We start from the raw sequence: 21,285 nt of genomic DNA on the forward strand, positions 1-21,285 counted from the left end.
CAAAATGAATTTTCAGATGATCCTTTTCATGAAGTGCTAAAAATCGACATATACTGCTAAAAAGGCGGAAGGATGAAGCATTTTGAGCGGTATATTTTTTTCGCTCATTCAACTATGGTTAGAATTCCCTTCATTGCTCGGCTATTTAAAGGGGCAGGCGTTTTCTAAGCCATTTTCTCGTGAAGAAGAAGCAGAAGTACTAGAAAAATATTTAGCTGGGGATGAACAAGCGCGCCTTGATTTAATTGAGCGCAATATGCGACTTGTTGCACATGTCGTTAAAAAATTCCATCCTCCTCACGAACAGCTCGATGATTATATTTCCATTGGTACAATCGGTTTAATGAAGGCGGTCGCTAGTTATACGCCTGACAAAAAAACAAGGCTCGCCACATATGCGGCAAGATGTATTGAAAATGAAATACTAATGCATTTACGCGCACAAAAAAAGGTTCAAAAGGATATTTCACTTTTTGAATCCATTGGCGTTGACTACGAAGGGCAATCATTACAAATTCGCGACTTATTACAGTTAGATGAACAGCCCGCAATCGATATTTTAGAGCAGCAGGAGCGCTTTGCGCAGCTGTACGCCTATTTAAATACATTAGATGAACGAGAACTGGAAATTATTACGTATCGCTATGGATTGCAGCACCAAGAGCCATTAACGCAAAAGGAAATTGCAAAAAAACTCAATATATCGAGAAGCTATGTATCACGCATTGAAAAAAGAGCCTTGATTAAACTTTATCAGCAATTTAAACATAATCAGAAAGATTAGGGATGGCGTCTAACAAGCCGTGCAGTTGCCGACTTGTTGGACGCAAGCAGTGATGCTTTTTAAAATGAAGCACTCATTAAAAAGCGATAGGCTTTTGTGAGCCGTATTGCCTTTTAGTTAAATTGAGTAGCTCCGTTGCAAGTTTATTGAGCACTCATCGTGTTTTTTAAATGAATGGGCTGTTTGATACGGCAAGTTTGTTTTGGCAACGCATTGAAAGAAAGGCTTTCTTTTCTTTATGGGAAATACCGCAAAAGCTGTTGTTTTTCTCGTTTTCAAAGTCGACCTTCTTTATTTTCATAAGCAAACATTAGCAAAAGCGCCCAAAACGCCGGCAACTGCACGGTTTTTTGGACGCTCTCTTTATGCAGCATTATCATGTATATCTGCTGAAATAATAAGCATTAATACTACTGTCGCCATAATTGCTGCTGTCGCAATAAATACCATAAATATCTTCTCCTCACGACTAGTCATTTATTATAGCTTTATCGTATCATTTTTAACAATAGTCTGACTGTGACTTTTTTAACACTTCCCATGTAAAAAAAGCTAAAGCTTTGTAATTGCCTTTAGTACGACCTCTGTCGAATGCTTAGCAGCAGTTGGTAAAAATTCATCAAAAGTAATATTCGATTCTTTTCCAGCAATATCAGATAATGCTCGAATAACAACGAATGGAGTTGCAAATTGATAACAAACTTGTGCAACAGCCGCTGCCTCCATTTCCACCGCCTTCATTTGAGGGAAATGCTGACGCACTTGTTCGACGCGAGCCGGATTATGCATAAATACATCTCCTGAGCAAATTAACCCTACTGCCGATGCATGCTCACCCACTTCAGCAACTGCTTCCTTGGCAATATTTACTAAACGTTCATCCGCCTGAAAGGCAGCGGGCATTCCTGCCATTTGCCCTATTTCATAGCCGAAAGCTGTGACATCGACATCATGATGGCGCACTTCATCCGAAATAACAACCGCCCCCACTTCAAGTGTGGCATCAAAACCACCAGCGGAGCCTGTATTAATAACAACATCCGGTTTAAATTGCTGTAGCAATAATGTAGTCGACATTGCAGCATTCACTTTTCCGATACCACTTTTTAATAGTACAACTTCTTTTCCTTCATATGTACCTGCCGTATACTCACAACCTGCGATTGTTGTCACAGTAGTATTCGTTAGTGCCGCGCGCAGTAGTTCTACTTCCTGCTCCATTGCACCAATAACTGCAATTTTCATTTATGTTTCCTCCTACAATAAGTCACCTTTTACCATGACCCTTCAATTGTGTTAAGCTTTTCTAATTTTACAGGCTTCCAGCCCTCATTTGCAACCCATTCAATACTTACACGGTATTTCTCTGTTTTGTCGGCTGAAGAAACAACTGCGATTGCTGTATTTGCACTTCCATTATTTTTAAAATTCCAAACAATACTATCATCCGCTGATAGCGATGTAGCTGCAAAAACAGTCGCTAACTTTTCCTCATAATCGATATGCCCCTCTTTAAAAACAGACGTATGCGGCTCTGTTTGCGCCGTTTTTGTTGGCTGCCAATCAGGATTAACTATCACTTCATCTACAAGTGGGTCCGTAGATGGCATTGCTATATTTTCTTGTGTAGAATCTTCTGAAGAATGCCCTGTTTGCTGCGAATCGTTTGATAAATTCGATTCATCCGTTTCATGTGATGCACTACTCTCATTAAAATCATCTGATTGATTTTGAGAAACGTCATTCGCATCCGTATCTTGCTCATTTCTATCATTTGTATTTACATCATTTGCATGTTCATCTGTTTGCTGTTCATTTGGCTCTTGCTCAGCCGCTTGATCGTCGCCTGTGAAAAAAATAATATAGCTCGCGATACCTATTAATACGATAACGAGCGCAATTAAATAGTTTAGTAAACGATTCATACTATTATTCTTTTGTTGACGACGTTGTGAACGGGAATAGTTATTTTGTTCATAATCTGCCATACATTTCGCTCCTTTATGTTTAGCTGTCATTTTCGCCTCTTTACTTATGATAGCATGACGCGCTACTTGTAAACAAAGTTCCGATGCTAATAAACAATCCACCAGAATGTTGCACGAATATGTATGAAAAAGCCCAAAAAGTAGCCATTACTTTTCGGACTTTCTATTCCGTATTTATTTTAAAACAAGTTGCTGAACTGCCTTCAAATAGCTATGAAAGTCTTGCTCAATCAATTAGCCAATTTTTAAAATTTCTACTTCCATATCTCCACCTGGAGTTGTTAATTTTACTTTGTCGCCCACTCGGTGCCCCATTAATGCTTTGGCAATTGGTGAATCGTTTGAAATAAGCCCCTCTAATGGGTCTGCCTCAGCTGAACCTACAATTGTATATGATTCTTCAAAATCAGCACGCTTCCCGTCGATTAATTCATCGAACGTCACTGTTTTTCCTAAAGTGACTGTGTCGCTTGCTGCTGACTCGTCCTCTGTAATAATTAAAGCATTGCGTAACATTGATTCAATTGTTGAGATACGGCCTTCAACAAAGCCCTGCTCTTCTTTTGCTGAATCATACTCTGAGTTTTCAGATAAATCACCGAAGCTACGAGCAATTTTAATGCGCTCTACTACCTCTTTACGCTTTACTGTTTTTAAGTGCTCTAATTCTTCCTCTAATTTAGCTTTCCCCGCTAAAGTCATTGGGTATTGTTTTTCATTTGACATAATACTCATTCCTCCATTGTTCTAAAACTGTACATTTGTTTTTTTCATATTTTATGCAATCGTTTACTTTTTAGAAATCATACTTTAATCAATTACATGTCGTCCACACTTTCTCAAGCTTAATGGAGAAAGTTAACCTAAAGCCACATCTATTAGAGATTCTTCATCATTTTCGCTCTTTTAGATGGTGTTCCTCTTATTTTAACGGGCTTTACGCCACCTGTTGTATTTTAGATAAAGTATGTTGCTAGTAAATGTATGAATGAGCGGGCTCCATTAGAAGCTGCCCGCCCATTCTATTTGTATCTACCATATTTTCAGTTAGTTATCTCGACTTGGCGGATGTCACAGATTTTAAAATGACTTCCCCCGCTTACTTTAAGTAGAAAGTTTGAACAAAAGTTAGCCTCGGTGTAATTAATCTGAAATTTACGGTTTAAACTGTTTTTTCTCTATTGCAATACAGTGAAACTGCATCTTTAAATGTAAATACTTCCCTATCATATTATACATTTGATTCAGTTTCAAGAATTGTTTTGATTTTTGTTACCATTAAATCAATTGCAACCCCATTATCCCCACCTTCTGGAATAATGACATCTGCATAGCGCTTCGTCGGTTCGATAAACATATTGTGCATTGGGCGCACTGCTGTTAAATATTGTTCGATAACGGAATCAGCTGTACGACCACGCTCCTTAATATCGCGCTGCATTCGACGAATAATGCGTAAATCAGCATCCGTATCAACAAATAATTTAATGTCCATTAAGTCACGTAAACGCTCATCCTCAAGCACTAAAATACCTTCAACAATAATAACATCCTTTGGCTCGACACGAATCACTTCGCTCGCACGTGTATGCTCAACATAATCATAAACTGGTTTATTAATTGGCTGACGCTCTAGAAGCATATTCGTGTGTTCAATTAAAAGCTCTGTGTCAAACGCTAAAGGATGGTCATAATTCGTTTGCAAACGCTCCTCAAACGTCATATGACTTTGATCTTTATAATAATAATCCTGCTCAATTACTACAACAGAATGGTCTTTAAAAACTTCGTAAATGGCACGTGTAACACTTGTTTTCCCTGAACAAGAGCCACCAGCAATACCAATAACTACAGGTCGCTTTGCCATCTAGTCATTCTCCTTGCGCATCATATTTAGTTTTGTTAATGGACGATCCACTTTGAATTTTAAAATTTGTAGTGGATGACGTGCAACATCTAATTCATTGCCATCCTCATCCCAAATTTGTCCAACTGTCATTTGGAATGTCTCAATATCTGGACCAAAAAATTCAACCGTATCTCCTGGCTTGAAATAATTGCGTTGCTCCATCGTCACCATTTCTGTCTCTTTATCATAATCAAGCACAAGCCCTGCAAAATCCCATTTCACTTTGCCTGCATGGAAACCAAACATTTGCTGCTTATAGCTAGGCTCCCCTTCAAAGAATGAAGAAGCAGCTGCACGATTGGCACAGCGGGATAGTTCCTCCAGCCATTCTTTTTTTATTTCAAAGTTTTCTGGGTCTGCACAATAGGCGTCAATCACTTTACGATATACCGACACAACTGTCGCCACATAGTGAATTGATTTCATCCGCCCTTCAATTTTTAATGAATCAATGCCTAGCTCAACCATATGCGGAATAGATTCGATTAATTTCAAATCTTTCGGACTCATCGCAAACGGTGCTTCGCCATCTTTAAATAACGGCTGTTCCTCACCATCTACTTGCTCATATAAATCATAATCCCAACGACAAGATTGACAGCATCCTCCGCGGTTAGAATCACGTGCGGTCATATGGTTAGACAGTGTACAGCGACCTGAATAAGCTATGCACATTGCCCCATGTACGAAGGCTTCGATTTCAATATCGACTTCTTCCTTCATCTTTTGCATTTCAATTGCCCCAACCTCACGCGCTAATACGACGCGATGTAGACCTTCATCCTTCCAGTACTTGACCGCCTTCCAGTTGGATAGTGATTGCTGTGTAGAAAGATGAATTTCTAACTTTGGTGCAACACGACGACAAGTTTCAATAATTAGTGGGTCTGCTACGATAATACCGCGCACACCAACCCCTTCAATTGCCTGCAAATACTCTTCAAGTCCATTCATATTTTCATTATGTGCAAAAATATTTGTTGTAACGTAAACAACAGCACCATATTTATTTGCGAAGCGGACACCTTCAGCCATCTCCTCAATTGAAAAATTGCCCGCATTTGAGCGTAAACCAAACTCCTGACCGCCGATAAATACTGCATCCGCTCCATAATGAACCGCAACTTTTAATTTTTCTAGACTACCTGCAGGGGCCAATAGCTCTGGCTTTTTTGTAATGACACGTTTGCCATCGATTATTTCGCTTATTTTATCATTTTGAATTAACTGCAGCATGACATAAGCTCCCCTTTCTTAATATACTGTTTCTTTATAAATAAAGCCTGTATCTAATGGGCGTAGCTCTGGCTGAATTTCCTCAATTTTCGCTAGAAGCTCGTCCTTCAAATCTTCATATGCCTCTTCACCCTGCTCGAAATAGGCATCAATTGCTTGACGGTATAAATTTGTTACTGTTACAACATAGTCGAAACTTTGCAATATCCCATCAAATTTTAATGAATCAATACCCGCTTCAAAAAGCTCCGTTAATTCATCAATAATACACATATCGTTTGGCGAAAAAATATGAGTGCCATTTATATCTTCAAAAATAGGATATTTATTTTTACGCTCTTTATCATGTAAAAACATATTTTTACTATCTTTACGATTTTCAATTGCCATTACTTCATCTCGGTATAGGAAGTAATTGCCTAGCAGCTTTCGTTTCGATTGGAACATACATGTCATTCCATGTACTTGCACTTCAATTTCATGCGTCGTATTTTCCTTAATTTCAACTACTTCATCTAGCGAAAGCTCGCGTGCTAGAACAGCTCGCTTCGCACCACGCTCTCCCCAATAATTCACTTGGAACCAGTTTGTCGCAATTGTTTCAGGGCTCCAATGTAAAGGTATCGTAATATTTAACTCTCGCACAACCATAACGACAGCTGGGTCTCCAAATAATAGAGCATCTACACCGATACGCTGCATTTCTTGTAAATACGCCTCTAATGCCTCGATGCGGTCATTATGGAATAGCGCATTGACTGACACATACACTTTTTTACCTGCAGCGTGAATGATTTTTGTCGCCTCTTCCACTTCGGCTACGGGAAACTCTCCAGCTAATCGTAAGCCAAACTGTTGCTCACCAATCACAAATGCATCCGCACCTGCCTCGATTAATGCTTTAATATGCATAATTGATTGCGGCGTTACTAATAATTCAGGTTTTTTCACCTTGTTCACCTCTTCAAACAAATTAATAGACCATCACCAATCGGGAAAAACGCACTTGTATAATCTGGGTGCTGTAAAATCCAATTAGTAAAGCTGTGTAAATTGCGAATCATCGTTCGCTTTCTTCTCGGTACTTCCTTCATCTCTAAATCTGATAAGCCATGCATATACATATTATCAATGTAAAGTACACCACCTGATGGTACAAGTGGAGAATATTTTTCAAAAAACTTTTGATATTGCCCCTTTGCCGCATCAATAAATACAGCATCGAACGGTGAGGCTAACGAAGCAACATCTACTTCTAACGCATCCCCCTCAATAACTTTAATACGCTCTGCTACTTCTGAACGAGCAATAAAATTACGAGCGTGCTGTACTCGCTCAACATCACGTTCAATTGTCGTAATATGGCTATTCGGTAAAGCAAGTGCCATTCGAATCGCCGAATAACCAATAGCTGTACCGATTTCTAAAATTTTTGCTGGGTTTTGAATACGTAGCAATTGATTTAATGCATCAATGCCAATAAGCTGCATAATTGGAACATGATGCTCCTCGGCAAACTTCTCCATCTCCTGTAGTAGCACATTACGCGGCTGTATAAAAGATGCAATATACGTATCTGATAATTCCATTTGTTTATACTCCTTTTAGACAGGCGTCCTTTTAACAAAAAGAAAAAGCGAAACGATGTGTTTACGCCTGTCGCCTATCATGTAACTCCATATGAATAGAAGGGTGTCCGAAAAATCCATATTCCACGACTTTTCGGACAGCCTTATTAGTATTTCAATATATTCTTTAAAAAACAACATCTATGATAGCACGAATGGCGAAAGAATGCGAATAATGTTTTCCTATTCTCATTTGACTATATAGTCTAAATTATTAAAGGATACTTTACTCTTTCTACAGCCCCTCATCTTAGCGTAAATACTGCTCAATATTCGCTAAATGCTCCTCATATGTTTTCGCAAAATGATTTACCCCATCTTTATCGGCTAAAAAGTATAAATAATCCGTCTGAGATGGGTTCAATGCCGCTTCAATTGAGACTTTACCTGCTCCAGCAATTGGTCCTGGTGGTAAACCTTTATTCTTATACGTATTGTAAGGGTTGTCTACCTCTAAATCCTCGTATAACACGCGATCCTTATGCGAACCGAGTGAATACAAGACAGTTGGGTCTGTTTGCAATGGCATATCAATTGCTAAACGATTGTAAAAAACACTCGCAATTGTTTCACGGTCGGTTTGTGCAGTAGCCTCTTCCTCCAACAGTGAAGCAAATGTCAATAGCTCATGTATCGTCATTTCTTTCTCTTCTATAATAGAGCGATACTCCATGACAATATCATTCGTCGCCTTCAGCATCGTATCAATAATAACTGCAAGCGAAGGCTGTTCCTCATAAAATGGATATGTCGCAGGATATAAATAGCCTTCTAGCGCATAGCGAATATTTTCATTATAAATATCTTCTGTTAGTAAGTTTGGATATAATCCGATTAAGCTCTCAATATAAGTAGCGTCTGTAACTTTATCCATAAATTGCTGTGCAGTGAAATTTGTATTTTTTTCTATGACCGTTGCAATTTGCTCCAAGGTTAAACCTTCTGGAATCGTCATCGTAAATACTGGCTCGCGATAAACTTTCCCTGTTTTCAAGCTTTCAATAATTTCATCTAATGTCATAGCCTTTGTTAGCTTGTAATTACCAGCTTGGAACTGTGATTCATTTTTAAATTTCGCATAGTATTTAAAAATTTGTGCATTTTTTATAATTCCATTTTTTTCTAGTGTTTTTGAAATTAATGTGACACCAGAGCCCATCGGAATTTCAACCGCAATTTCAGCAGTTGCATTTGGATCAACTGGCTGCAACGCAGAGTTTACATATTTATAGCCCGAGTAGCCACCTACTCCGATTACGATAAGTGCAATTAAAGTAATAATCATCACGATACGGCGAACAATTTTTACTTCTTTTTTCTTGCGTTTCATGCTGTTAAACATTTGTTGCTTTTTTGATTCATTATCCACGGGTCAACCCCCTTATCCCGTATTAACAGGCAATAATTTGCTCTGCGATGAGTGACCGCAGGAGCATTTCTTTTGTATATCGCTAGCAAATTTTAAGCATCTGATAAACCGCCTGTAAAAACCCGATTGGTGAAAGCTAATAATCAGTGAGGGATGATCCCCCACTGATTGAAGTTTCACTTTAATTTCTCTTTCATATCATACAAGATAATACAAAAGGTGACAACTGAAATAGGAGGCTGCTTTTAACATATCACTTCCTTTAGAAAAGTGTTCACTTTTTTAACAAGTCTTCAAACGCTTCCTTTACATGTATGAACAGATGTTAATGACGAAATAAGTAATTTTACCTTTTTGGACATATTTCAAGGCTACTGAAACCCACTACATTTTAAAATACTTTAACATAAAATTAGGGCTGTGGGAAAAGGATATACCTTTTCCCACAGCCCCATCTCCCATATTAAATATTTGCTTACTTTTGCCAGTAGTCACAAAAGGGGCATCTCAAAATGTCTTTTCAGACGCCCCCTTATCTCTTTCTTTATTCCGCAACCTCTGCCAATGAAGCAAGTACTTTTTCAATCATTGCCCATTCAGCCTCCGATTCAATTGGTAATAGCTCTGTCACTTCACCATTCTCACCTGCGATATAGGCAGAAGCAAATACTTCAGAAGGCTCTTCTCCCTCTTCATCAATTGCGTAAAATAAATAGGCTTTCCCTTCTACATCGAAACGATGTAGAATGCGGCAATAAATATCCTCGCCGTCCTCATTTGTTAATGTCATATAGTTCGCTTGATCCTCCGAAAATTCATCAACTAGTGTGTTTAACACTTCCTGTACCATTTCCCATTCAGCTTCTGTTTCAAGTGGAGCAAAATCACTTACTTCACCAGCATCATTTAATTCGCAGCGCAGTGCCGAAATTTCACCATCATCTTCACCTTCAATTGTATAAAGCACATATGAATGCTCTTCTGCGTCAAATGTAAAGATGACACGGCACACCACTTCCTCACCAGCATCATTCAATAATTTAAAAAACTGTTCGTCCATTATCATTTCCTCCTTTATTCCGTATTAATCGACTGTAGATTCCAACATCTAACTTGAAAAGGTGGCAACAGCCTGTCAAAACTAGATTATTAGCCTTGCTTTAATGCTCAAAAAGAAAGCAGAGTTGGCATACCGCCTCCCCTGCTATCCATGAAGTGACTGACTGCTATTCCTCGTCGTCGAACTCATCCTCTAATGCATTTAATACGTCTTCAATTAAATCCCATTCAGCTTCTGTTTCGATTGGCTCTAACTCGCCATCTTCACCGTTTTCAGATGGTGTGAATGATGACGCAAAAATTTCAACTTGCCCTTCATCATCCTCTTCTGCACCTACTAAAGAATATAAAACGTACGATTTACCGAATTCTTCTGAATCAAATGTGTGTAACACTTCGCAAAGTTGTTCATTACCATTTTCATCAATGATTGTAATATGACGTTGTTCTTGTTCCATTACCAGTCACCTCTTCATGTTATTTAGGCATAGCCTCATTCTTATTATCTATTCATTATACAAAATGAATATTATTTTACACATCAAAGTAAAGAAATTTTACTTTTGATGCTTCTTTAGCAAAGAAGTAATCTTTAGACAGTCCCTTTACTGTCCAAGTATCCTTGCAGAATCATGACAGCTGCCATTTTATCAATCACTTGCTTACGCTTTTTACGGCTGACATCCGCTTCGATTAACATGCGCTCCGCAGCCATTGTTGTCAAGCGTTCGTCCCATAATGTGACGGGGAATGCAAAGACTTCCTCTAGAAGCGCTTTGTACCTCTCACTAGCCTCGCCTCGTGGACCAACAGTATTATTCATGTTTTTCGGATAGCCAACAACGAACTCCGTTACAGCATATTCCTTTACAAGCTCTTTAATGCGTTCAAGACCAAATTGGCCTTGCTCCTCATCAATTTTTACCGTTTCAATCCCCTGTGCTGTCCAGCCAAGCGCATCGCTAATTGCGACGCCGACAGTTTTTGTGCCGACGTCTAATCCCATAATTCTCATTTTGTCGCCTCATTATTCTTCCTAATGTAAAATTTCACGAGTTCCTCTAAAATCTCATCTCGCTCAAGCTTACGGATTAAATTTCGTGCGTCCTGGTGGCGAGGGATGTATGCCGGATCACCAGATAACAAATAACCAACAATTTGATTTGTTGGATTATAGCCTTTTTCTTCTAATGATGCGTATACTTTTAACATCACTTGCTTTACTTCTTGTTCCATTGATTCTTCTGGAAAATTAAATTTCATTGTTTGATCAAACGAACTCAAGACCAGCACCCCGCTTTCAGAAAGTAAGGAGATGGATTTTGCCCATCTCCACTTTTTCTTCATTATACTTGATTATAAATACAAGTTCAATTACGCCTCGACTAACTCTAATCTAGATTTTCCCAAACTCACTCTGAAAATCTATGATATCCGCCGGAGGCATTCATTTCTTTCAGAGAGCATGTAGATGCCCACCGGAAAAATTAAATGCCTTTTACATAATCATACACAGAATCTAACGCTTGTTCAAGTTTTGAGCCGTCTTTCGCGCCAGCCATAGCCATATCTGGACGACCGCCACCTTTACCACCACAAGCCTCCGCAACAAGTTTTACGATATTTCCAGCATGGTAGCTTCCACCTACTAAATCTTTCGTTACCCCCGCACAAAGCATGACTTTTTCACCGTCAACAGCCCCTAAAACAATGACTGCCTTTTCCATTTTCGATTTCAAATCGTCCATCATTTGACGCAATTGATTATTGTCTTTTGCATCTACCTTTGTCGCTAAAACTGTTACATCGCCCACTTTTTGTGCCGCATCTAAAATTGCACCAGCTTGTGCGTTCGCTATTTTTTGTGACAACGATTCGTTTTCACGCTGCAATTCTTTATAATCAGCTTGCAGACCTGTTACGCGCGCTACTAAATCCTTTGGATTTGCTTTAAATTGTGCTGCCGCCTCTACTAAAACAGCTTCCTCTTCCTTCGTAGCGAAATAAGCACCCTTCCCTGTGACAGCCTCAATACGTCTTGTACCTGCCCCAATACCGCCCTCAGAAAGTATTTTAAAGAAGCCAATTTCTGAAGTACGTTGCACGTGAATACCACCACATAGCTCAATTGAATAATCTCCTACAGATACAACGCGTACAACCTCGCCGTATTTCTCACCGAATAAAGCCATTGCTCCCATTGCTTTTGCATCATCAATCGACATTTCAGCAATGACTACCGCAATATCATCCCAAACAATTTCATTTACTTTGCGCTCAATTTGTGCCAGCTCTTCCTTCGTCACTTGCCCGAAATGAGAAAAATCGAAGCGTAGGCGGTCTGGACCTACATAAGAACCCGCTTGGTTAACATGCTCACCTAAAATATCCTTTAATGCACGATGCATAATATGTGTCGCCGTATGGTTTTTAATTGTTAAATTGCGCTCTGCGCGGTTTACTGCCGCGTGTACTGCATCATCTAGATGTAGCTCACCAGATTCCACAATAATTGTGTGTAATGGCTGTCCGTTAGGTGCTTTCTGCACATCTTTAACGAAAGCTGTAAAATTATCATTAGAAATAGAGCCATGGTCCGCAATTTGACCACCCATTTCTGCATAAAATGGTGTTTCAGCAAGCATTACTAACGCTTCTTGACCTTCTGATGCAACGTTTGCTGTTTGACCATCTATCACAATCGCTGTCACCTTTGTCTCTGCTGTTAATGTATCAAAGCCGATAAATTGACTTGGCGCTGTTAAATTTGCTAATACTTCATTTTGCACTTGCATTGAATCAACATCTTGGCGTGCTGCACGTGCGCGCTCACGTTGCTCCTCCATCGCTACTTCAAAGCCTTTATCGTCAACAGTCATTCCTACCTCTTCCGCATATTCCTCTGTTAGCTCAATCGGGAAGCCATACGTATCATATAGACGGAATGCGTCAGCACCAGGAATAAATGTTTCTCCCGCTGCTTTTTGTGTTGCGACTACTTCATTAAAAATAGCTAAGCCGCCATCCAATGTTTCGTGGAAGCGTACCTCCTCATTTTTAATAACGCGTTGAATAAATTCTTGCTTATCTTGTACTTCTCGGTAAAAGTCATGCATAATTGCTCCAACTGTCGGCACGAGCTCAAACATAAATGGCTTTTCAATACCGATTTGCTTTGCATAACGCACAGCGCGACGCAATAAACGTCGTAATACATAGCCGCGTCCCTCATTCGATGGTAATGCACCATCGCCGATAGCGAAGGCAACTGTACGAATATGGTCTGCAATTACTTTAAATGGTGTATTAATATCTTCCTGTGAACCAAAAATCTCACTTAAATTTACTTCATGCGGACGTTTATACGAGCGGTTTGCAAATTCCTCGATTTTTTCGATAATCGGCATAAATAAATCTGTATCGAAGTTTGTTGGTACATTTTGGACCACTGAAACGATACGCTCTAAGCCCATCCCGGTATCAATGTTTTGCTTTGGTAATGGTGTATACGTATGGTCTGGATTATGGTTAAATTGAGAAAATACAAGGTTCCAAACCTCTAAATAACGCTCATTTTCCCCACCTGGATACATTTCTTCCTCTGGCGTGTTAACACCATATGCTTCACCACGGTCATAGAAAATTTCAGAGTTCGGACCAGATGGGCCTTCCCCGATATCCCAGAAGTTGCCCTCTAAACGAATGATGCGCTCCTCTGGAATGCCAATTTCATTACGCCAAACATTATAAGCTTCTTCATCCTCTGGATGCACTGTAATAGACAGAAGCTCAGGGTCAAAGCCCATCCATTTTTTATCCGTTAAAAACTCCCAAGCATAGTGAATCGATTCTTTTTTGAAATAATCACCAATCGAGAAGTTCCCTAGCATTTCAAAAAACGTATGATGACGCGCTGTTTTACCGACATTTTCAATATCATTTGTGCGAATTGATTTTTGGGCATTTGTAATACGTGGGTTTTCTGGAATAATACGACCATCAAAATACGGCTTTAATGTCGCTACACCCGAGTTAATCCATAATAATGTCGGGTCATTAATGGGCACAAGAGGCGCTGATGGCTCGTGATGATGCCCTTTTTCTTTAAAAAACTCTAAAAATAAGCGTCGAATTTCTGTTGCTTTCATAGCTAAAATTCCTCCTAATATTAAAAATAGTGAATGATGGACAATCAATGATTTACTCAATTTAAACCAATTACGCATCGGGATTTTGGATTGTACTTGCACAATTTATTCCTTTTCCCCCTAACATCCACCGAAGGCTTAAGCCTACATGAAGTTGGTCACTTAGTCGTTATCTTGGTATGCGATGTTCTTAGATTGGGCTCTTCTTTATCAGTGAGTTTCGTACCACATACTGAATTAAATGCTTTCATCTCACACCTGTGGAGCTGGGAGCTTTCTGCTGAATGAACATAAAAAAAGCCCCCATCCCAAAAAGGGACGAAGACATTATTTCGCGGTACCACCCTAATTTATAAACTACTTAGCAGCAATTTATATCTCAAGTGCCTGTAACGTAAGCAAACGGCAAGGATTAGTTGCACTCTGGAGTAGCTGTTCAGCGATAATGTATGGAGATTTTTGCAGCCTGGAAATCTCTTTCTAAACATTCATTAAAGCCTACTTGTTCCATCATCGTTTTGTTTTTATTATGCCTAAATTATATGCAATAGTTGATATGCTGTCAACGCATTGACTAGATTTTTTAGTGATTCATTCGAGTATGTCGTTACGTCCAAGACAAGTATTCCCTATTTCATAAAATCTGATGGTGCGATGCCCTCCATACCAATCAACGGATGAATATAGGGAGCTGTTTCTGCATTTAAAATAGGTGGCGTAGATGTTGTATAGCTTTCTTGTGCTTCAGCAATTACTTCAACAATTTCTTCATCCATTGGATTTAATCGGGCAGTCAGGCTTGTAAAACGCTGTAAATCATCCGTTTTCATTAAGCCCTGTGCTAACACATCTGGCTCTCCGCACAAAATTAAAAAGTTTTTTGCTCGCGTAATCCCTGTATACAATAAATTGCGACGCAGCATTTTCGAGTAACCGCGTACAATTGGCATAATAACCGTTTGGAATTCAGAGCCTTGTGATTTATGAATGGAGCAGCAGTATGCTAATGTTATTTGATTTAAGTCACCGCGCTGATACGTTACTTCAATCCCGTCATATGAGACAACGAGCAAATCTTGCTTTTCCACCGTTTCTTTTGCCTTTATTATCGCAACAACCTCCCCCATATCACCATTGAATACGTTGCTATCTGGTTGATTGACAAGCTGTAGCACCTTATCACCAATGCGATAAACGGTATCGCCAAATGCTAACTCCTTACGCGTGCCGTCATTCGGGTTAACAAGCTCTTGAATTTGCTTATTTAATGCATCAATGCCTGCTGGTCCCTTGTACATTGGTGCTAACACTTGAATATCACGTATCGCCTGACCCTTTGCCGTTGCACTTTTGACAATTTGTGTGACAACGCTCACAATTTGCCCAGTCGATGCTTGGATAAAGGAGCGGTCTGCTGTTTTTTGAGTTATTGTAGGCGGAACTGTACCTTGCTTAATTTGATGGGCAATATCAATAATCGTTGAGCCCTCTGCTTGCCTGTAAACATCTGTTAATTCCACAGTTGGCACTTGCTTTGATGTTAATAAGTCCTTCAATACTTGCCCCGGTCCAACTGGCGGTAACTGGTCTTGGTCACCAACAAAAACCACTTGGACATCTTTTGCTAAGCTTTTGAGTAGCTGGTGCGCAAGCCATGTATCGACCATTGACATTTCATCTACAATGACAAGACGTCCTGTGATTTCACGCTCTGTTTCTTCTTCTTTTTCCTGACCTGTGAATCCTAATAAACGATGAATTGTCATTGCAGGTAAGCTGGTAGATTCAGCCAAACGCTTGGCGGCTCGTCCTGTCGGTGCTACTAATATAATAGGAAATGGCTCTTCTTTTTTAGCATATGTTTTTGGGTCAAGCGACAGGCCGTGTAGCTCTGCATATACTTCTACAAGCCCTTTCACAACAGTCGTTTTACCTGTACCCGGTCCACCTGTTAAAATCATTACCGCATTTTGCAAAGCGCACTCAATTGCTGCGACTTGCGAAGGTGCATATTGTACCCCATCACGCTCCTCTAGCTCGCCAATTGCCTTTAAAATTTCATCCTTAGAAAAATGCGACTGCTTCTTATTGTTCGCTACAAGCTCTAAAACTTTCGAGGCGATGCCCACCTCACTAAAATAGAGTGATGGTAAGTACATGCGCGTTTCCTCACCACAAATTTTGCTCTCCTCACGCATTTCAATGCAAGCCTGCGAAATTGCCTCAAATGGGATTTCAACTCGCTGGCTTTGTTCTAGCATTGACTTAACTGTCGGCAGCACCTGCTCCGCCTCTAAATAAACATGCCCATCGGATAATGCGGCTGCTGTTAAAACATGAAAAATAGCTGCTTTAATGCGGTCAGGGTGATTGCCTGTAATGCCGAGCTTTGAGCCTAAATCGTCGGCACGTCCAAAGCCAATTCCCTCTATTTCCTCGATTAAACGATACGGATTTTCTGTCAATAGAGTGATTGTGTCCTCGCGATATGTTTGATAAATTTTCATGCCGAGCTGCGGTCCGAACCCCCACTCATTTAATTGAATCATCACACGCTCTAAGCCTAAATTTTGTTCGATTACGTCAACGATTGTTTGCTTTTTTTCGTCAGATAATCTCGGGATCACATCGAGTGCACTCGGATTATCCATAATTATTTTCAATGCATCGACACCAAGCTTTTCAACAATTGTTTCAGCCGTTTTACGACCAATCCCTATAAATAAATCGCTTGATAAATATTGAATAACACCCTGTTCCGTAGCAGGTACTTCCTTTTCAAATGTCTCAATTTGAAACTGTACTCCGTATTTGGGATGTGTTTTTATATTGCCTGTGAAGCGATAAAGCTCATCCTCTGACAGCGGCGGAAAATAGCCAACAACGATAATCTCCTTTTCTTCATAAGCTAAATTTGTTTCTTGAATTTTCACACGTATGATAGAATACATATTTGTAGCATTATGAAAAATAGAGACGATTGGGCGACCTAGTACAAAGCGTTTTTCTAGCTCAAATAAATTTAAGTTCTCCACCAGTTTGCGCCCCTTTCCTCTGCATTAATATTGATTGTTGAAATTATTATCTCAATCCAAAAGCCCCATCTCAGGGCTTAAATAAAGTAAAGCTTCAATCAGTGGGGAGTTTCCTCATCCTCCACTGATTGTTAGTTGAGCCAATCGGGCTTTTACGGGCAGTTAATCCCTCACTTATCCTTTAGCATATTTTCACTTAAGTCTTGGAGCGGGAGGCTTACTGTCCGTCAATGCGGAATCAATTGAAAAACACAAGCGGAAGTTTAACTGCAAAATGCGTTCGATTGATGAAAACTAACAAATATGTAGCATTGCCATTAATTACACTTTCACTTTATATCGTTAGTTTAGCATAATTTATTGCTCGTTCCTATTCACCTTATACTTCATTTTTTTCATATTCTACCGCACGAACATTCTATCTTTAACTATGTTCAATTCCTCTCCAATGGTATGATAGACATATAGAATTTTTTTGGGAAGGACTGTGATGACGGTGGAGTTTCGACCGTGCATTGATTTACACGATGGGAAAGTAAAACAAATTGTCGGCAGTACACTCGGTTATGCCGACCAAAGTGTTATCGAGAATTTCGTTTCAGAGTATGATGCTGGCTATTTTGCCAAGCAATTTCAACAAGACAATTTAATTGGCGGGCATGTAATAATGCTAGGTCCAGGCAATGAAGCGGCCGCATTACAAGCATTGCAGGCTTACCCAAATGCACTGCAAATTGGTGGCGGCATTACAGCGCAAAACGCTGCTCACTTTATTGAGGCAGGCGCCTCCCATGTGATTGTTACTTCTTATATTTTTCATGATGGTAAACTCGACTTAGAACGATTAAACGAGCTTGTCATAGCTGTCGGCAAGAAGCATTTAGTCATAGATTTAAGCTGTCGAAGCCGAAATGGGAGATGGTTTGTAGTGACGGATAAATGGACAAAATTTAGCGATTTTGAAGTAAATGCTGCATCCATCCAGATGATTGAAAACTATTGTGATGAGTTGCTTATTCATGCGGTAGATGTAGAAGGAAAACGCGGAGGTATGCAGGAAGATTTAGTGCGTGATTTAGCTGAATGGACAACAATCCCTACAACCTATGCAGGCGGTATTCGTTCACTGGCAGATTTGCAAAAATTCGAAGCCATTACAAATGGGAAACTCCATATTACAATCGGCTCAGCACTTGATATTTTCGGTGGCAACTTAGCATATCAAGAGGTTGTACAATATTGTAATAAGTAAAATTGAAAGGAAGCCTAACAAATATGTATATTCGATATCAAAATTTAATTTTTCCATTTGATGATACAAACTTAGAGCGCATTGTTGAAGAGCGCTATTTCAAAATTAATTTACGCAATAAAACACAGGAAATACGTGTTCACCTAGAAAATGAATTAATGCTTCTAGAGTTTTCGAAATCATTGAAAGCAACATGCAGCTATTTGCGCGACTATCAAAGTGAGCCGTACATTATTGTGGCCATCGATTTAGAGGTTTTCGTTGACGAATTTAATAAGCGCTATAAATTGGATGCGGTCATTAGCCAACCATAATAAAATAGGGCGACTAAAAAGCGTGCATAGCACCGCCTTTTGGTCGCCCCTACTTGCTGTTAGTTAGAAATATTATCGTTCTTGAAAAGGTAAAAAAACCTCCTAAATTTTAAAATGATTTTCTTATCTCTCTAAATTAATTTCATTTTATTCCACGTTCTTCTCTATAGCTAGCTCTTCCACATCAATATAATCTGCTACTTCCTGATTGTCATATGCATCCAAATTACCTTGTTCCATCGCAATTTCAAGAGCATTTACTCCTTCATCGTGAAAAGGATGTAAAACAGGCTGTGCTGTTATTTTTTCGACAGCTTCACTGTGCTCGATACAAACATTGGTAAAAGGAATTGCACATAATCTGTCGTAGTCAATCGGCTGCTTGCAAATGACACAAACGCCGTATGTTCCTTCATCCATTTGAGCAAGCGCTTTTTCAATTTGTTCAAGCTCATCATGGCGGTGGGCATGAAGGCTAATATCCTTTTCACGCTCAAATAATTCCGTTCCTAAATCAGCTGGATGATTCGCTAGCGTAGATAATTCATCTACAGAATCACGCAAGCTCGTTTGCTCATTAGCAAGTAAATGTTTCGTTACCTCATCTTTTTGTACAAGTAGCATTTTGCGCAATTTTAATAGCTGTTTTTCTGTTAACATAACAAAACCCGCCCTTTTTCGAGTAGTATGCTGAAAAAGAGCGGGTGCTATTCATTTAATTAAAGCGCTGGCTAACCATATCATAAATATATTTCGCTTGGTCAAATTCAGGCTGCAATGTGAACGCTTGCTTTAAGTGATAGAGCGCATCCTCGGTTTGCTCTGTCGAAACCGCATATAGCACACCTAAATTATAATGCGCATCTGCATTATTCCAATCCTCGTCAATCACAAACTGCAATTCATTTTTTGCCAAATCGAACATTTCTAGCGTGCATAGTAAAATACCGTAAGATAAGCGAATTTGCAAGTCTGTTGGCGCAAGCTCCGCAGCACGCTGCATATACGGCAATGCCAGCTTATGCTGTTCTTCACGCTCAAATGATTTAGCAAGCATATAAAAAGCATCTGCCCCTTCAATGCCATGCTCAATCGCTTTTTGATAAAGCTTTGCTGCTTCAATATAACGCCCTGCATTATAATATAAATTTGCTAAGCCATAATAAGCGGTAGCTGATTTTTCATCAACCGTAATCGCTTTTTGAAAAAATCGCTCTGCTCGTTCTATATCGTTCAATACGGCTAATAAATTGCCAAAATTGACGTAGCCAAGTGCATCATTTGGCTCTGTCTCAATCGCCTGTGTAAAAAACTGTGCCGCTTCCTCATATTTTTTTTCTTGAAAGGCTTGAATGCCTTGCTCGTTAAAATTCATTGCCTATCTCCTCCAAAGGGAAAAGACCGCTTTAACAGCAGCCTTTACCCTACAAATGTTAGTTTTTCACTATTTTTAAATACTTCGTCAATTGTTCCTCCACCTAGGCATACATCTCCATCGTACAAGACAACCGCTTGTCCCGGTGTAATAGCACGTACCGGCTCCGCAAACTCGATATAAGCAGTGCCATCCTGACGCAGCTCGACCTTTACAGGTGAATCGTCCTGACGATAGCGGAATTTTGCTGTACAAGTAAATTCTTTTGCCAACTCTTTTTGCGATGTAAAATTCATTTTTACAGCAGATAATGCCGTTGAATAAAGAGCCTCATGATGGAAGCCTTGCCCAACATATAATACATTGCGTTGCAAGTCTTTCCCTAATACAAACCAAGGTTCCCCGTCACCGCCAATACCTAAACCGTGACGCTGACCTAATGTATAGTACATTAATCCATCATGTTGCCCCATCACTTGACCATCAAATGTTTCCATTTTCCCGGGCTGTGCGGGTAAATATTGACCTAAAAATTCCTTGAAATTGCGCTCCCCGATAAAACAAATACCTGTAGAATCCTTCTTTTTCGCCGTTGCAAGTCCTGCTTCCTCCGCAATTTTACGCACTTCTGGCTTCGGTAAATGACCAATTGGGAACATCACATGCTCTAACTGCTCTTGCGATAATTGATTTAAGAAATAAGTTTGGTCTTTATTGCTATCAACACCGCGCAGCATTACCGCTTCTCCATCACGCCGCTCAACACGCGCATAGTGACCTGTCGCTAAATAATCTGCCCCTAAGTTCATCGCATGTTCTAAAAACGCCTTAAACTTAATTTCTTTATTACACATCACATCTGGATTTGGCGTACGCCCTGCCTTATATTCTTCAAGGAAGTAGGTAAATACCTTGTCCCAATATTGCTTCTCAAAATTCACTGCATAATATGGAATGCCAATTTGGTTACATACAGCAATAACATCTTCATAATCCTCGGTAGCTGTACATACACCGTTTTCATCTGTGTCATCCCAGTTTTTCATAAAAATACCGATTACATCATAGCCCTGCTGTTTTAATAAATACGCAGCAACTGATGAATCGACCCCTCCTGACATCCCAACTACTACTCGAATTTCAGACGGATTCCTTGTTTCTATCATTGATATCACCTTTTCATTTAAA

The 21,285-nt window shown here is 39.6% G+C and carries 20 protein-coding genes; 3 read left to right on the forward strand and 17 right to left on the reverse strand.

Annotated features, from left to right (window positions below):
• The first annotated feature begins 82 nt into the window (after window positions 1-82).
• Entirely contained in the window at window positions 83-784 is a 702-nt protein-coding gene (gene sigK, locus MHB51_RS05245) for an RNA polymerase sporulation sigma factor SigK (protein ID WP_042478132.1), read from the forward strand.
• A gap of 552 nt (window positions 785-1,336) precedes the next feature.
• On the opposite strand, the gene mtnN is transcribed toward sigK, so the two are convergent.
• The 14 genes from mtnN to MHB51_RS05315 form a co-directional block, all read right to left on the reverse strand.
• Window positions 1,337-2,029 (reverse strand): 5'-methylthioadenosine/S-adenosylhomocysteine nucleosidase, encoded by a 693-nt coding sequence (gene mtnN / locus MHB51_RS05250; RefSeq protein ID WP_066171402.1) that lies wholly within the window; start codon window positions 2,027-2,029, stop codon window positions 1,337-1,339.
• Between the two features lie 29 nt (window positions 2,030-2,058).
• Window positions 2,059-2,874, reverse strand: a complete 816-nt coding sequence (locus tag MHB51_RS05255; RefSeq protein WP_342559156.1) for a YrrS family protein — start codon at window positions 2,872-2,874, stop codon at window positions 2,059-2,061.
• 132 nt (window positions 2,875-3,006) lie between these two features.
• Window positions 3,007-3,498, reverse strand: coding sequence for a transcription elongation factor GreA (gene greA, locus MHB51_RS05260; RefSeq protein ID WP_066171405.1), 492 nt, complete (start codon window positions 3,496-3,498; stop codon window positions 3,007-3,009).
• A 505-nt stretch (window positions 3,499-4,003) separates the two neighbouring features.
• Window positions 4,004-4,639: a uridine kinase gene (gene udk / locus MHB51_RS05265; protein WP_066171408.1), complete on the reverse strand. Its 636-nt coding sequence runs from the start codon at window positions 4,637-4,639 to the stop codon at window positions 4,004-4,006.
• A complete protein-coding gene (locus MHB51_RS05270; RefSeq protein ID WP_342559157.1) occupies window positions 4,640-5,917 on the reverse strand; it encodes a U32 family peptidase in 1,278 nt (425 codons plus the stop codon).
• 18 nt (window positions 5,918-5,935) lie between these two features.
• The gene (locus MHB51_RS05275; RefSeq protein ID WP_342559158.1) at window positions 5,936-6,868 is read right to left on the reverse strand and encodes a peptidase U32 family protein; all 933 of its coding nucleotides are present in this window, start codon (window positions 6,866-6,868) and stop codon (window positions 5,936-5,938) included.
• Window positions 6,869-6,873: 5 nt separating this feature from the next.
• A complete protein-coding gene (locus MHB51_RS05280) occupies window positions 6,874-7,506 on the reverse strand; it encodes an O-methyltransferase (RefSeq protein ID WP_342559159.1) in 633 nt (210 codons plus the stop codon).
• Between the two features lie 289 nt (window positions 7,507-7,795).
• Window positions 7,796-8,914, reverse strand: coding sequence for an endolytic transglycosylase MltG (mltG, locus tag MHB51_RS05285; RefSeq protein ID WP_066171421.1), 1,119 nt, complete (start codon window positions 8,912-8,914; stop codon window positions 7,796-7,798).
• A gap of 544 nt (window positions 8,915-9,458) precedes the next feature.
• Complete coding sequence (locus MHB51_RS05290; RefSeq protein ID WP_342559160.1) at window positions 9,459-9,974, reverse strand: DUF1292 domain-containing protein; 516 nt, start codon at window positions 9,972-9,974, stop codon at window positions 9,459-9,461.
• A 166-nt stretch (window positions 9,975-10,140) separates the two neighbouring features.
• On the reverse strand, window positions 10,141-10,431 hold the full coding sequence (locus tag MHB51_RS05295; protein WP_066171427.1) for a DUF1292 domain-containing protein: 291 nt from the start codon (window positions 10,429-10,431) through the stop codon (window positions 10,141-10,143).
• 134 nt (window positions 10,432-10,565) lie between these two features.
• Entirely contained in the window at window positions 10,566-10,988 is a 423-nt protein-coding gene (gene ruvX / locus MHB51_RS05300) for a Holliday junction resolvase RuvX (RefSeq protein WP_107942446.1), read from the reverse strand.
• A complete protein-coding gene (locus MHB51_RS05305; RefSeq protein ID WP_066171433.1) occupies window positions 10,985-11,257 on the reverse strand; it encodes an IreB family regulatory phosphoprotein in 273 nt (90 codons plus the stop codon). The genes ruvX and MHB51_RS05305 overlap by 4 nt, the downstream gene beginning before the upstream one ends.
• Window positions 11,258-11,460: 203 nt before the next feature.
• On the reverse strand, window positions 11,461-14,121 hold the full coding sequence (alaS, locus tag MHB51_RS05310; RefSeq protein WP_342559161.1) for an alanine--tRNA ligase: 2,661 nt from the start codon (window positions 14,119-14,121) through the stop codon (window positions 11,461-11,463).
• A 629-nt stretch (window positions 14,122-14,750) separates the two neighbouring features.
• Complete coding sequence (locus MHB51_RS05315; RefSeq protein ID WP_342559469.1) at window positions 14,751-17,159, reverse strand: ATP-dependent RecD-like DNA helicase; 2,409 nt, start codon at window positions 17,157-17,159, stop codon at window positions 14,751-14,753.
• Window positions 17,160-17,652: 493 nt separating this feature from the next.
• Between MHB51_RS05315 and hisA the strand changes: the two genes are divergently transcribed.
• Entirely contained in the window at window positions 17,653-18,408 is a 756-nt protein-coding gene (hisA, locus tag MHB51_RS05320) for a phosphoribosylformimino-5-aminoimidazole carboxamide ribotide isomerase (protein WP_107943085.1), read from the forward strand.
• A 23-nt stretch (window positions 18,409-18,431) separates the two neighbouring features.
• Window positions 18,432-18,722 (forward strand): hypothetical protein, encoded by a 291-nt coding sequence (locus MHB51_RS05325; protein ID WP_066171443.1) that lies wholly within the window; start codon window positions 18,432-18,434, stop codon window positions 18,720-18,722.
• A gap of 147 nt (window positions 18,723-18,869) precedes the next feature.
• Here the strand turns inward: MHB51_RS05325 and MHB51_RS05330 are convergent, their stop codons facing one another.
• Genes MHB51_RS05330 through mnmA form a run of 3 tightly spaced genes read right to left on the reverse strand, consistent with a single transcriptional unit; the run spans window position 18,870 to window position 21,263 of the window.
• On the reverse strand, window positions 18,870-19,382 hold the full coding sequence (locus MHB51_RS05330; RefSeq protein ID WP_342559162.1) for a TraR/DksA C4-type zinc finger protein: 513 nt from the start codon (window positions 19,380-19,382) through the stop codon (window positions 18,870-18,872).
• 55 nt (window positions 19,383-19,437) lie between these two features.
• The gene (locus MHB51_RS05335; RefSeq protein WP_066171449.1) at window positions 19,438-20,097 is read right to left on the reverse strand and encodes a tetratricopeptide repeat protein; all 660 of its coding nucleotides are present in this window, start codon (window positions 20,095-20,097) and stop codon (window positions 19,438-19,440) included.
• A 44-nt stretch (window positions 20,098-20,141) separates the two neighbouring features.
• Window positions 20,142-21,263: a tRNA 2-thiouridine(34) synthase MnmA gene (gene mnmA, locus MHB51_RS05340; RefSeq protein ID WP_066171452.1), complete on the reverse strand. Its 1,122-nt coding sequence runs from the start codon at window positions 21,261-21,263 to the stop codon at window positions 20,142-20,144.
• Window positions 21,264-21,285 lie beyond the last annotated feature (22 nt).

The organism is Metasolibacillus sp. FSL K6-0083, from assembly GCF_038630865.1.
GTDB classification, from domain to species: domain Bacteria; phylum Bacillota; class Bacilli; order Bacillales_A; family Planococcaceae; genus Metasolibacillus; species Metasolibacillus fluoroglycofenilyticus.